A 12,935-nucleotide genomic window follows, 5' to 3' on the forward strand; every position below is an offset into this window, starting at 1 on the left:
CAGTTTGCAGCTACTTAACAACATAAAAGGTGATAAATTAATTTGGGCTATTGCAGCGCTATTGGCAATTTTTTCTTTTTTGCCAGTATACAGTGCGGCAAGTAACCTAGCTTACGTTGGTGGTACAGGAAATACTTTTAGTTATTTCGTAAAGCACTTTATGCACTTGTTTTTAGGTTTTGCCATTATGTATGGCGTTCATAAAATACCCTATCGTTTTTTTAGGGGACTTTCAATGATTATGATTCCAATTGTATTGGTGTTGTTGATTGTAACCATGCTGCAAGGCACAACAATTGAAGGTGCTAATGCCAGTCGTTGGATTCAAATACCATTTGTAGGGATGTCTTTCCAGACCTCAACTTTGGCAGCTGTCGTGTTGATGGTTTATGTTGCAAGGTATTTGTCGAAAGTTCACGACAAAAACATCACTTTTAAAGAAACCTTATTGCCACTTTGGACACCAGTGTTTTTTGTGCTCATTCTTATATTACCAGCGAATTTTTCAACAACAGCCATCATTTTTCTAATGGTTATGATGCTTTCTTTTATAGGAGGCTATCCAATAAAATATCTTGCCATAATTATTGGGTCTGGAGTTGTAGTTCTTTCGTTATTCATATTGACTGCAAAAGCATTTCCTGGTGCTATGCCAAATAGGGTAGACACTTGGATGAGCAGAATAGAAAACTTTACAAATGAAGAGGCTTCAGACTCAGATTATCAAATTGAAAAAGCAAAAATAGCGATTGCTTCAGGAAATATATTTGGAGTTGGGCCTGGGAAAAGCAAGCAGAAAAACCTTTTGCCGCAATCCTCATCAGATTTCATATTCGCTATCATTATTGAGGAATACGGATTGGTTGGCGGTCTGTTTTTGTTGGTCATGTATTCTTGGCTGCTGTTTCGTATTGTGATTGTATCGCAAAAGGCAGATACGGTTTTTGGAAAACTTTTGGTTTTGGGTGTTGGTTTGCCAATTGTTTTTCAAGCATTGATTAACATGGCTGTTGCTGTGGAATTATTTCCTGTAACAGGACAAACCTTGCCATTAATAAGTAGTGGAGGAACCTCAATTTGGATGACTTGTTTGGCCATTGGAATCATTTTGAGTGTGAGTGCTAAACGACAAGAAATAAAGGAATCGGAATACCAAGAGGAAAATCCTCTAGAAATATTAAGTGAAACCATATAATGGAAAACTATAAAATCATAGTGTCAGGAGGTGGAACAGGAGGTCATATTTATCCTGCTATTGCCATTGCTGATGAATTGAAATCTAGATTTCCAGATGCAGAGTTTTTGTTTGTTGGTGCTTCAGATCGTATGGAGATGGAAAAAGTACCACAAGCTGGTTATGACATTGAAGGATTATGGATTTCTGGTATTCAAAGACGTTTGACCTTAAAGAATTTGATGTTTCCATTGAAGTTGCTTTCGAGTTTATTACGCTCAAAAAAGATCATCAACACCTTTCAGCCTGATGTGGCCATAGGTACAGGAGGATTTGCTAGTGGACCATTGCTTAAGGTGGCTACATCTAAAGGAATTCCAAGTTTAATACAAGAACAAAACTCATATCCAGGTATAACCAATAAATGGTTGTCGAAAAAAGTGAATACCATTTGCGTGGCTTATGAAAATTTAGAGCGTTTTTTCCCTAAGGAAAAAATTGTGCTTACAGGAAACCCGATTCGTAAAGGACTTTTAGATGTGTCACAAAAACAGATTAAAGGTAAAGACGCCTTCAGATTGATACATAGTAAACATACTTTGTTGGTATTGGGAGGAAGTCTAGGAGCTAGAAGAATTAATGAACTTATCGAAGATAAGTTGGATTTTTTTGAGTCGCATAATGTGCAATTGATATGGCAGTGTGGAAAATTATATTATCAGCAATTCAAGCAGTATAACAAACTGGACAATGTTCAGGTTCATGCCTTTTTGAATGAAATGGATATGGCTTATGGAGCTGCAGATATTATCATTTCTAGAGCAGGAGCTAGCTCGGTTTCTGAATTGTGTGTGGTTGGGAAGCCAGTTATTTTCATTCCATCACCTAATGTGGCGGAAGATCATCAAACAAAAAATGCGCAAGCTATTGTAGATAAAAATGCAGCAATTTTAATAAAAGAAAATGAGTTAGATGCTGACTTTGATATGCATTTCTTAGATGTTTTGAATTCTAAGGAAAACCAACAACAACTCTCAGAGAATATAAAAAAATTGGCATTGGTTAATGCTACAAGTGATATTGCTGATGAAGTTGAAAAACTATTAAAAAACTAATGAATTTTAAGCAGATAAATAACGTGTATTTTATTGGTATTGGAGGCATAGGGATGAGTGCCTTAGCACGTTATTTTAAGGCTATGGGTAAGGAGGTCGCTGGATATGATAAAACAAAAACTGAAATTACCAATGCGCTTGAAGATTTAGGCATTTCAGTACATTTTAACGACGATGTTAATGTTATAGAAGATTTGTATCTAAATTCTCATGATACTCTTATAGTTTATACACCTGCCATTCCAAAAACACATAGTGAATTGACTTATTTTCAATCCAACGGATTTAAAGTCATGAAGCGCTCAGCTGTTTTGGGTGAAATCACAGCCAATAGCTTTTGTTTCGCAGTTGCTGGTACCCACGGCAAAACTACAACAACAAGTATCTTGGCGCATTTACTCAAAGCTTGTGATGTGAAAGTGACAGCATTTTTGGGAGGCATCAGTGAAAACTATAATTCAAACCTTATTCTTGAAGGTTCTGAGGTTACAGTTGTAGAAGCCGATGAATTTGATCGTTCATTTTTAACATTGTCACCAGATTTTGCGTGTATCACTTCTATGGATGCCGATCATTTAGACATCTATGGAAATGCTTCAGAGCTTCAGAACACGTTTAAGGAGTTTGCTAAGAAAGTAAAACCCAACGGAAAACTGTTTGTGAGAAATGGGTTGCCAATTCAAGGAATTACATACGGAATAGAAGACGATTCAGATTATTCCGTTCAAAATATAAAGATAGTTAACGGTAGTTATGTGTTTGATGTGAAAACACCAAATGCACTACTGAAAGATTTTAAATTTGACCTACCTGGTAGACATAATCTGTCGAATGCATTAATAGCCTTGGCGATGACTGTAGAACATGGTCTCCCTAAACCGCAGCTCGCCAAAGCTTTAGCATCTTACAAGGGTGTCAAACGCAGATTTACCTACCAAATTAAGACAACTGATTTAGTCTTCATTGATGATTATGCACATCATCCAGAAGAAATTAATGCGGTTCATCAAGCGGTTCGTGAGATGTACCCTGATAAAAAGACCTTGGCCATTTTTCAGCCTCATTTATACAGCAGAACTAAGGATTTTGCAGATGAATTTGCTCAAAGTCTATCACAATTTGATGAGGTTTTTTTAATGGAAATTTATCCAGCAAGAGAATTACCTATTCCTGGCATAACTTCAGAATGGTTGTTGAGCAAGATTGCAAATAACCAAAAGCAATTGGTTCAAAAAAAGGATTTGGTAAAACAAATAAAAACATCTTCAGCTCAAGTTGTTTTAACTATTGGAGCTGGTGATATTGGAGAGGAAGTAAAATATATTAAAGAAGCATTAAGTGTTGCGAGTTAATATCAACTATATAAAGATTGTGTGTCTACTGGCGTTGGTAGTATTTCTTTTTGTGTTTTCATCGTATCGAAATGCAACTAGAAAAGTTAGCACGCCATTGATTCAGTTTGTAGGAGATGAGAACTTGTTTATTACCCAAGAGACTGTTAGTAAATTGTTAATACAAAATCAAGATAGTGTTACGAATAAGCCTAAAGATATTATAGATTTGAACGCGTTGGAGGCTGCCCTAAATACAAATCCAATGATTAAGCAAGCCCAAGTATTTATGAGTGTTGACGGTTTGATTACTGCTAAAGTTGAGCAGAAAAAACCTATAGCTAGAGTAAGTACAAATGCGTCCTATTATATTGATGAACAAGGTGGCTTTATGCCTTTATCAACAAATTACTCTGCAAGAGTACCTTTGGTGACTGGAGCAATTGAGAAAAACAATCTGTCAAATGTGTTCGCAATGGCCCAAAAAGTTAAAGCGGACGAGTTTTTAAGAAAGCATGTTGTTGAGATCCATCAAAATGAAGATGAGTCCATCGATTTATGGCTTAGAGAGTATGATTTTAAAATTCATTTAGGACAGTTAAAGATGCTGGATAAAAAAATCAACAACCTTAAAGCATTTTATCTGAAAGCTATGAAAGATAAAACATTAGACAGTTATAGTGTGGTTAATTTAAAGTTTGACAAGCAAGTGATTTGCACCAAAAAATAAGTGATGGAAGAGCAAAAAATTTCAGTAGGATTAGATATTGGAACCACAAAAATTGTGGCGATGATTGGTCGTAAAAATGAGTATGGCAAGGTAGAGATTTTAGGTATTGGAAGATCCAAGAGCTTAGGAGTGCATAGAGGTGTGGTAAATAATATCACACAAACCATTCAATCTATCCAACAGGCTGTACAAGAAGCTGAAGCTGAAGCAGGTTTGAAAATAGAAGAAGTAACGGTTGGAATCGCTGGTCAGCACATAAGAAGTTTACAACATAGCGATTATATCACGCGTGCAAATTCTGAATTGGTTATCGATGAAGAAGATATCGATCGTTTGATCAATCAGGTTCATAAACTCGTCATGTTGCCAGGTGAAGAGATTATTCATGTGTTACCGCAGGAATATAAGGTGGATGGTCAGGCAGAAATCAAGGAACCAATTGGAATGTATGGAGGCCGTTTGGAAGCTAATTTCCATGTGGTGGTTGGTCAGGTGTCTTCTATTCGAAACATTGGACGTTGTGTTAAAAGCTCTGGATTGGAACTTGAAGGTATCACTCTTGAACCTCTGGCGTCTGCAAATGCCGTATTGAGCCAAGAGGAAAAAGAAGCAGGAGTCGCACTCATCGATATTGGAGGTGGAACCACCGATTTGGCTGTGTTTAAAGATGGTATTATCAGGCATACAGCGGTGATTCCTTTTGGAGGAAATGTAGTTACTGAAGATATCAAGGAAGGTTGTTCCATCATCGAAAAACAAGCTGAATTATTGAAAATCAAATTTGGTTCGGCTTGGCCAGGTGAAAATAAAGATAACGAGATTGTATCCATACCAGGATTGCGCGGACGTGAGCCTAAGGAGATAACACTCAAGAATTTATCTAAAATCATTCATGCGCGTGTTGTAGAGATCATTGAACAAGTGTATGTTGAAATAAAGAACTATGGCCACGAAGAGCAGAAGAAAAAGCTTATCGCTGGAATTGTTCTAACAGGAGGAGGAAGCCAATTGAAGCATTTAAAGCAGTTGGTTGAATACATTACAGGAATGGATACCAGAATTGGGTATCCAAATGAGCATTTGGCTGGTGATAGTGATGACGACGTCGCAAGTCCTTTATTTGCCACAGCTGTAGGCTTGGTTATGGATGGACTAAAGCGTCAAGAGCGCAAACGTGTAGAAAAAGAAGTTGAAGCCATTGAAAGCAATGCCTTAGAAATTGAAACAGAAGAACAAGCACCTCAAGAAGAGATGGTTCATGAGCCTAAGAAAGAACGACGTTCCTTTTTAGACAAGCTCACCGAACGTGTTAAGGATTTTCTTGATAATGCTGAATAAAAAAATATTAATCCAAAGAATAAAAAAACAAGTACAAAGTACAACCAGTAAAAATACTATTTTATGAGCAACGACATTGAATTAGGCGATATTGCATTTGATTTACCTAAGCACCAATCTAATGTGATCAAAGTGATTGGAGTTGGTGGTGGAGGAAGCAATGCCATTAATCACATGTTCCAACAAGGGATTAAAGGCGTTGATTTCGTGATTTGCAATACCGATGCACAAGCACTGCAAAATAGTGGTGTCCCAAACAAAATCCAATTAGGAGTGAACTTAACCGAAGGATTAGGCGCTGGAGCCAATCCGGAAGTAGGAGAGAAAGCAGCTGTTGAAAGTTATGAGGACTTGAGACGCATGCTTGATTCCAATACTAAAATGGTTTTTATCACAGCAGGAATGGGAGGAGGAACCGGAACAGGTGCAGCTCCAATCATTGCTAAATTGGCTAAGGAAATGGATATCCTAACAGTTGGAATTGTTACAATGCCATTTCAATTTGAAGGAAAAACCAGAATTGAACAAGCACAAAAAGGAATTGAAACCCTTAGAGGTCATGTAGATTCACTCATTGTTATCAATAATAACAAACTGCGTGAGGTTTATGGTAATTTAGGATTTAAGGCTGGTTTCTCTAAAGCTGATGAGGTGCTTTCAACCGCTTCAAAAGGAATTGCTGAAGTGATTACACATCACTATACGCAAAACATCGATTTACGTGATGCTAAAACCGTTTTGAGCAATAGTGGAACAGCGATTATGGGATCGGCTACAGCTTCAGGTAAAACTAGAGCTCAAGAAGCCATCATGAAGGCCTTAGATTCACCATTGTTGAATGATAATAAGATTACTGGAGCTAAAAACGTCTTGTTGCTTATCGTTTCTGGTTCACAGGAAATTACTATTGATGAAATCGGTGAAATCAATGACCATATTCAAGATGAAGCAGGTCATGGTGCTAATATTATCATGGGTGTTGGTGAAGACGAATCACTTGAAGAATCGATTTCAGTAACGATCATCGCTACTGGTTTTGATATCGATCAACAGCATGAAATTTCCAATACCGAACAGAAGAAAGTAGTACATGCTTTAGAAGATGACAGACAAGATGATCTTAATGTAAAGGAAAACGATCCTGCTATCATTACACCTGATATTGTTTTGGAAAATGAAGATGAGGACAATTCTGAAAATGTTGTCGTGCATACTTTAACAGATCATGAGCTTGAAACTGAAAGCGAGTTGTCGGTTAATTCAGAAACTAACCTAATTGCAACTACCGATATTATCAAGAACATCAGTGTGGTTTACGAAGAAGTGCTAGATCATAAAATCCAAGAAGAGGATTTCGTGATAACACCAATGCAACAAATTAAGGAAGAGGAAATTGTTGAAGAAGAGCAAATTACCTTAACGTTTGATTTGCCTCTGACTTCTGATACTGAAGAAACGGTTTCTGAATTTGATGATAAAACGATATTTTCATTAGATGATGAGGTTAAGGATTTGGAAGTTAATGAGCACGTGGAAATTGTTCCTGTGACAGAAGCTAATGAAAATGGTGAAAAGCGCTATGCACTTGATGATGATTTCATGTCTTATGAATCTTCAATGAACGAGTCAAAAACAAAACTTAAAACGCAACCTGAAGTTGAAGAGGAGATTGTTTTTGAAAGAAAAACCGTCGAATCTGAGGCTCAAGAGGAAACTATCGAAGAGGAAATCGATCCTATGAACAGTCCAATTTCAGAATTGTTAAAGGAACGAGCTGATGAGAGACGACGTAAGATGAAAGATTTCAATTATAAATTCAATACGGCTAAAATTGACGATATTGAAAAAGAACCCGCTTATAAAAGACAAGGTGTGAATTTGGAAGAATCTCAGCATTCTTCGGAAACCAATGCTTCAAGAACTTCTGTTGGAACTGATGACAACGATGATATTCAATTGAGAAGCAATAATTCATTTTTACACGACAACGTAGATTAATAGCAAATTTAGTTTAGTGTTACACACTTTGTTAAACCCGAAAGGTCGAGAATACCTTTCGGGTTTTTTTATGTCATGGAAACCGTTAAAACCTATAGTTTTTTTATCTTAGTGCTCTTAAATAAATTAGAAGACATGAGTTTACAAAATGATGTTATGGCAGCTATGAAAACTGCAATGAAAGAAAAAGACCAAGTGGCTCTAGAAGCATTGAGAGCTGTTAAATCGGCTATACTTTTGGCGCAAACTTCTTCAGCAGGCAATGAAGAACTAACGGAAGAGGAAGAGATTAAAATACTTCAAAAGTTGGTTAAACAACGTAAGGATAGTGCCGCAATTTATTTAGAACAAGATCGCAAGGATCTGGCACTTCCAGAGATTGATCAAGCAGAAGTTATCAGTCAGTTTTTACCTGAAGCATTAAGTGATGAAGAAATTGAAAAGGTTGTGGTCATGACCATTGAGGAAACAGGTGCTGAAGGCATGAAAGATATGGGAAAGGTTATGGGAATAGTAAGCAAGCAACTAGCTGGTCAAGCAGATGGTAAAACCATATCGACCATTGTAAAGGCCAAATTACAATAAAATAAAGGCCACGTAGCTCAGCTGAATAGAGCACTGGATTTCGGCTCCAGCGGTCGTAGGTTTGAATCCTACCGTGGTCACTAAGTATATTTTCAGCTCTGTAATAATTAAGTATATTAAATTAGTTTACAGAGCTGTTTTGTTTTCAATAAAGAGAGGATAAAGCTTTTAATAACTGTAATTATTGCTGTTTAATACCATTATACTATATCTTCAAGAAGAAGTGCCTCAAGCGTTTGTGATTGCCGTGGCAATCATTAAGTATTTTCTTATATTATGTCTTGTAGCTTTGGTCGTATATAAAGTCTTCAATTTTTTTGAAATGGCCTATGTTGAGTATATTAATAAAAGACTTTTTTTCAATCATAAGTATATTAAGAAACGTCAATTAAGTAATGCTCAAAAGTTGATTTTAAAACAACATATCAACTTTTATAATGCTTTGTCACTTAGACATAAGTCTGCATTTGAACATCGCGTATTTCAAATCATCAAGAGCACAGAATTCATTGGTAAGGAAATAGTGGTTACTGAAAAGATGAAAACCATAATTGCTGGAACACTGGTGAAGCTTACATTTGGTTTCAGGGACTATAAAATAGATACTGTTGAGCGCATTATTTTCTATCCTGAGGAGTTTTACTCCACCACCAACAAAACCTATCATAAAGGAGAATTTAACTTAGGTTATCGTGCCTTGGTGTTTTCTTGGAAACATGTATTGCATGGCTATAAAATAAGCAATGACAATTTAAATTTGGCAGTACACGAATTTATTCATGCAATTCATTTTTATTATATGAGCAAAAGAAAAGTGAGTACCAGTTCAGCAATTTTTATCGATTCCTTCCAAGAATTGACTCAAGAACTTGATAATGATGAACAGCTTAAACAAAAACTTGTAGCGTCTCGTTATTTAAGAGAGTATGCCTATACTAATCAATTTGAATTTTTAGCGGTAATCATAGAAACCTTCATTGAAACGCCAAAGGAGTTTAAAGCGCAATTCCCTAAACTATACGGAAAAGTAAAAACGATGCTAAGCTTTAATTTTGCAGGATACTAAATTAAAGTTTGAAAACGGCTTGTAATACGTACTGAAAGTGATTGTTGTCGAATTGTCTGTCTTTTGCGTTCACAGCAAACTTACCAATACCTTGAAGACGTACGCCAATTTTTTCGCTAATCCAAACTGTTCCTCCTAATGCAAGATTTCCTGAACTGTTCAATTCATTCACTGAAAAGATACCGAAACCAGCTCCAGCATAGAGATCAACCCATTTAGATTTAAAAAGTAAATCTGAAAAATAATATTTTAAATACGTGTTTGTAGAAATATACGTGTATTCTTCTTTTAAGATACCACCATCAATTTCATTATTTACATCATATGCATTAAGTGTAAAATCCTGCTCAATTGAGAAAAATCTAGACCATTTATGCTCAACTGCAAGAGCTAAAGGGTATTTAAATTGATAATCACCCAAACGCGCAAACGGTTGCCTAGTCCCCAAACTACCTACAGCATTAACACCTACACTAAGTTTCCAAGGAGCATCTCCAAAAGTGTCTTCCTCTACGGTGTCATAGTTGGTATTTGACGTCATTTGCGATTGACCAACAAAAGTAAATAGTGTTGTCAATGTTAAAAATAAAACTAGCTTCTTCATGCGGATTAAAAAATAGTTAGTTCAAATATACTCTATAAGCTCAGATTTACAAAAAAAACGAACATTAAAAGTTTTCTCTAGGCTTTATTTAGTTGTCGTATGCCAATAATTCTTTTATAATCTTTGATTACCGCTTTTCTATAGGCTTTATTTCTTAAAAACATTCCAATTCTAGTCGTGAGAATTGCTTTCAGGAAAATAAATCTTCTAATGATAAAATTTATAGACTTGTTGGCAAACGAATTTTTCAATTTCAAAAGGAATAAGCTGTTGATGGCTTTATGTGAGTCGAAATTTTTAAAATCACTAAAGAACAATTTAGCTATTGAAAAATAGTGTTTGAAATAGGGCAGGTCTTTTACATTTTTAAAATCATAGTCTATGATTCTTTTCAATATGAGAATATCATAAATGGATTTGAAACTGATTCTACTAAATGCATAGCCAGAATCATTAGCTTGGAAGTTTAGAACCATATGTAGTATTAAGTCTTCATCAGAAACCACATTGACACCATTAATCTGTTCTTGTCTGCTTAATAATCCATTAGGATCTAGTATGTCATCAAAACTTTTTTGTGTCAATTTTTTATGGACTTCAACAGCTGCTAAATGGTTCTCAGATTGTAATCGAGGTAGATGTTTATAGTCAAAGTATGTCGAACTAATTCCAGCAGGTGTCCCTTTATATCCAAAATCTATCAGCAAATCATAGGCCTTTTCAACTTGGTCTTCCTGAACCAGGATGTCTATATCTCCAATCATTCGTTCACCTAAATCTTCCAAATAGTTTCGAACCAAAATAGCGCTACCTTTTAAGAAAATATAATTGATGTTATTTTGATTTAACAGCTTTGAAATAGCTGTAATTTCTCGGGTTAGGCTATGATTTCTATTTCTATTGATGTCCGTTATATTCTCAAGATATTCTTTAAGATCCTCTGGAAGATATTGTAACAATTCTTTTTGCTTGAGTCTGCAATAACATGTAGTCAAAACAAGATAATCACTTGCTACAATCACAAATTGATCCCAATCAATAGCATCTGATTTTAAAGTAGTTTTTAAATCTTCAATTGGATTTTCAAAGCTTAAAATATCAGCTATGAGATGATGGGTTTTTTTATATGTAGCGGATTGTAATGCCAAGATATTAGTTTAGAGATTTAAAAGTAAGTAAATCTTTTTAACCATTAAAGAGCTCTTCGAACTTAGACAGGGCAAAATCATTGTTTGAATAGGTGAGTTTGTGACAATTGGTTTCTTTAAACCAATTGATAAATTTCAAAGCGTGTCTCTCATTAGGAGAAATCCATGAATCTGGGATCAAAGTTTCTAGAATTTTATCCTTTGGCATTTTATTTAAAGCATTGCCATTATCTTTATCATATTTTACATATACAATATGATGACAAGGGAATGCCGATTTCAAGCTATTGTATTTTAAGACTGGAGGCACATATTTAATATTTACCTTTTTAGGCCCATTTGTATGGGTTATTAAATCTTCAATATCTAAATGTGATTGGAGCATATCAAAGGCTCCCTTTTTAATTGAGGTAGCGGCAGGATAACGATACAATAGCATGTCATTTTCATACAATGGTGTAAAATCATCACAAAGAATGTCATAACCTTTAGCCATTAATAAAGCCGATAAAGTGCTTTTTCCATTACCTGAATCTCCAATGATCATAATAGATTCCTTTCCGTTGGAAATGGTAGACGCATGAAATGTAGCTATCCACTGATCTATGTTTTTGTTATGAATACTATTGGTGAGTTCTAAAGCAAATTTCCCTTGTAGAAAATGAAAGGATTCTGTTTTGAATTTCCCAACACAATCACCATCTCTCAGAAGATACAAATCATCAGACTTTTTAAAAATATCAAATGAGGTGTCAAATTTTTGATCACCATCAATAGAGTGGTGAGCAATTTGAGGATGGAACAAACTTTTTATGATATCAGACTCGTAGCGAATACGGATTTTTTTATCATAAAAGCTATAATAGTTTAAAATTGGGTAATGCGAAGGAGTTTCTACTTTTGGAAAAGTAGTCGTCGTATGACTCTCAGAGCTCGCATAGGTAGTTTCTTCAATAAAGTCAGCAATATTTTCATAGATAGCATTACCGTTCTCACTATCTATTTGAAAATGTTCTTTTAAATAAGAAACAAACGAATCCCGACCATAGTCGGGATTCGTATATAATTGAATTAATTTACTATTTATATCTGATGTTACAACGTATTTATTTGATTCATTAAACCAAAGTATTACGTTATCATCATTTATATTCTGAATAAACTTAGGTGAAACCTTCGTCATCAAAATAATATATCGAAATTAATCGAAAGGATTTCCTCCTGGATCTGGTGGTGACGTTGCTTGAGCTTTCTTAGGGTTCAATACAATGAACGTCCCGATAGCTGTTAAAGCAGCATACTTCCCCATTTTCTTTAGGGCTTCCTTTCGGGTAATTTGGTCTTGCTTGTTTGTATTCTTCATTTTGCTATTCATATAAAGTTCAAAAATAATAAAATTTAATTAATGACATAGAATAATTGAATTTTTTTAGTTCAAATTCATTAATCTAAGATCACTTTCTTGGTTTTTTCTTGATTATTACTTTGAACAGTAACAATGTAGACACCAGCATTAATACCAGAGACATCGATACGATTCTGTAGCAACGACTCATCAAGTCTAGTGCTGAGCACTTTTCTACCCTGGATGTCATAAAGTTCCAGTTTGGTGTTCTCGAACAGCTGTCCGCTGACCACGATCTGGTCTGAGCTATTCAGTGCAAAGATGTCCAGCTTGTCGATGCTGTTCTCGATGGTCGAGAGGGCATCGTCAGAGTATCTCAAGTAGAAACGCCCTGTTCCGGACAGGTCTGTGCTCGGCGTGATCACGTAATCTGAATCGTTCAACAGTGTCAAAGTATTTGCAACAGTGTCCTCGAGATATACCTCAACAGAAGCTGGCAAG

Annotated in this window: 13 protein-coding genes and 1 tRNA gene; 9 read left to right on the plus strand and 5 right to left on the minus strand. The window is 35.5% G+C overall.

Going from position 1 to position 12,935, the window contains the following annotated elements:
* Window positions 1–4 precede the first annotated feature (4 nt).
* The 9 genes from AB9K26_RS15290 to AB9K26_RS15330 all read left to right on the plus strand — a co-directional run bounded on the left by AB9K26_RS15290 (window position 5) and on the right by AB9K26_RS15330 (window position 9,337).
* On the plus strand, window positions 5–1,195 hold the full coding sequence (locus tag AB9K26_RS15290; RefSeq protein ID WP_369973443.1) for an FtsW/RodA/SpoVE family cell cycle protein: 1,191 nt from the start codon (window positions 5–7) through the stop codon (window positions 1,193–1,195).
* Window positions 1,195–2,289 carry an undecaprenyldiphospho-muramoylpentapeptide beta-N-acetylglucosaminyltransferase gene (gene murG / locus AB9K26_RS15295; protein ID WP_369973444.1) on the plus strand — a complete coding sequence of 365 codons (1,095 nt, stop codon included), beginning with the start codon at window positions 1,195–1,197 and terminating at the stop codon, window positions 2,287–2,289. The genes AB9K26_RS15290 and murG overlap by 1 nt, the downstream gene beginning before the upstream one ends.
* Window positions 2,289–3,641: a UDP-N-acetylmuramate--L-alanine ligase gene (gene murC / locus AB9K26_RS15300; RefSeq protein WP_369973445.1), complete on the plus strand. Its 1,353-nt coding sequence runs from the start codon at window positions 2,289–2,291 to the stop codon at window positions 3,639–3,641. The genes murG and murC overlap by 1 nt, the downstream gene beginning before the upstream one ends.
* A gap of 19 nt (window positions 3,642–3,660) precedes the next feature.
* Window positions 3,661–4,350, plus strand: coding sequence for a cell division protein FtsQ/DivIB (locus AB9K26_RS15305; protein ID WP_369973446.1), 690 nt, complete (start codon window positions 3,661–3,663; stop codon window positions 4,348–4,350).
* Window positions 4,351–4,353: 3 nt separating this feature from the next.
* On the plus strand, window positions 4,354–5,688 hold the full coding sequence (gene ftsA, locus AB9K26_RS15310) for a cell division protein FtsA (protein WP_369973447.1): 1,335 nt from the start codon (window positions 4,354–4,356) through the stop codon (window positions 5,686–5,688).
* A gap of 63 nt (window positions 5,689–5,751) precedes the next feature.
* Window positions 5,752–7,686 (plus strand): cell division protein FtsZ, encoded by a 1,935-nt coding sequence (gene ftsZ / locus AB9K26_RS15315; protein WP_369973448.1) that lies wholly within the window; start codon window positions 5,752–5,754, stop codon window positions 7,684–7,686.
* A gap of 135 nt (window positions 7,687–7,821) precedes the next feature.
* Window positions 7,822–8,271 (plus strand): GatB/YqeY domain-containing protein, encoded by a 450-nt coding sequence (locus tag AB9K26_RS15320; RefSeq protein ID WP_369973449.1) that lies wholly within the window; start codon window positions 7,822–7,824, stop codon window positions 8,269–8,271.
* Window positions 8,272–8,277: 6 nt separating this feature from the next.
* Window positions 8,278–8,351: transfer RNA gene (locus AB9K26_RS15325), tRNA-Arg, on the plus strand.
* A gap of 104 nt (window positions 8,352–8,455) precedes the next feature.
* Window positions 8,456–9,337, plus strand: a complete 882-nt coding sequence (locus AB9K26_RS15330) for a zinc-dependent peptidase (RefSeq protein ID WP_369973450.1) — start codon at window positions 8,456–8,458, stop codon at window positions 9,335–9,337.
* Between the two features lies 1 nt (window position 9,338).
* Here AB9K26_RS15330 and AB9K26_RS15335 read toward each other — a convergent pair whose 3' ends face one another.
* From AB9K26_RS15335 to AB9K26_RS15355, 5 genes are all read right to left on the minus strand, one after another.
* The gene (locus AB9K26_RS15335) at window positions 9,339–9,941 is read right to left on the minus strand and encodes a hypothetical protein (RefSeq protein ID WP_369973451.1); all 603 of its coding nucleotides are present in this window, start codon (window positions 9,939–9,941) and stop codon (window positions 9,339–9,341) included.
* A 77-nt stretch (window positions 9,942–10,018) separates the two neighbouring features.
* Complete coding sequence (locus AB9K26_RS15340) at window positions 10,019–11,089, minus strand: nucleotidyltransferase family protein (RefSeq protein ID WP_369973452.1); 1,071 nt, start codon at window positions 11,087–11,089, stop codon at window positions 10,019–10,021.
* Between the two features lie 37 nt (window positions 11,090–11,126).
* Window positions 11,127–12,272, minus strand: a complete 1,146-nt coding sequence (locus AB9K26_RS15345; RefSeq protein WP_369973453.1) for a hypothetical protein — start codon at window positions 12,270–12,272, stop codon at window positions 11,127–11,129.
* Window positions 12,273–12,290: 18 nt separating this feature from the next.
* The gene (locus tag AB9K26_RS15350) at window positions 12,291–12,452 is read right to left on the minus strand and encodes a hypothetical protein (RefSeq protein WP_369973454.1); all 162 of its coding nucleotides are present in this window, start codon (window positions 12,450–12,452) and stop codon (window positions 12,291–12,293) included.
* Between the two features lie 80 nt (window positions 12,453–12,532).
* Window positions 12,533–12,935, minus strand: a 403-nt coding sequence (locus AB9K26_RS15355; RefSeq protein WP_369973455.1) for a T9SS type A sorting domain-containing protein, incomplete at its 5' end; no start/stop codon positions are given.

It is taken from the genome of Psychroserpens sp. XS_ASV72 (assembly GCF_041224425.1).
Classification (GTDB): domain Bacteria; phylum Bacteroidota; class Bacteroidia; order Flavobacteriales; family Flavobacteriaceae; genus Psychroserpens.

Bases quoted from the DNA above. Each gene is read 5' to 3' on its own strand.
- murG (WP_369973444.1), top strand. From the start codon at position 1,195: ATGGAAAACTATAAAATCATAGTGTCAGGAGGTGGAACAGGAGGTCAT.
- murC (WP_369973445.1), top strand. From the start codon at position 2,289: ATGAATTTTAAGCAGATAAATAACGTGTATTTTATTGGTATTGGAGGC.
- ftsA (WP_369973447.1), top strand. From the start codon at position 4,354: ATGGAAGAGCAAAAAATTTCAGTAGGATTAGATATTGGAACCACAAAA.
- ftsZ (WP_369973448.1), top strand. From the start codon at position 5,752: ATGAGCAACGACATTGAATTAGGCGATATTGCATTTGATTTACCTAAG.
- AB9K26_RS15320 (WP_369973449.1), top strand. From the start codon at position 7,822: ATGAGTTTACAAAATGATGTTATGGCAGCTATGAAAACTGCAATGAAA.
- AB9K26_RS15335 (WP_369973451.1), bottom strand. From the start codon at position 9,941: ATGAAGAAGCTAGTTTTATTTTTAACATTGACAACACTATTTACTTTT.
- AB9K26_RS15345 (WP_369973453.1), bottom strand. From the start codon at position 12,272: ATGACGAAGGTTTCACCTAAGTTTATTCAGAATATAAATGATGATAAC.
- AB9K26_RS15350 (WP_369973454.1), bottom strand. From the start codon at position 12,452: ATGAAGAATACAAACAAGCAAGACCAAATTACCCGAAAGGAAGCCCTA.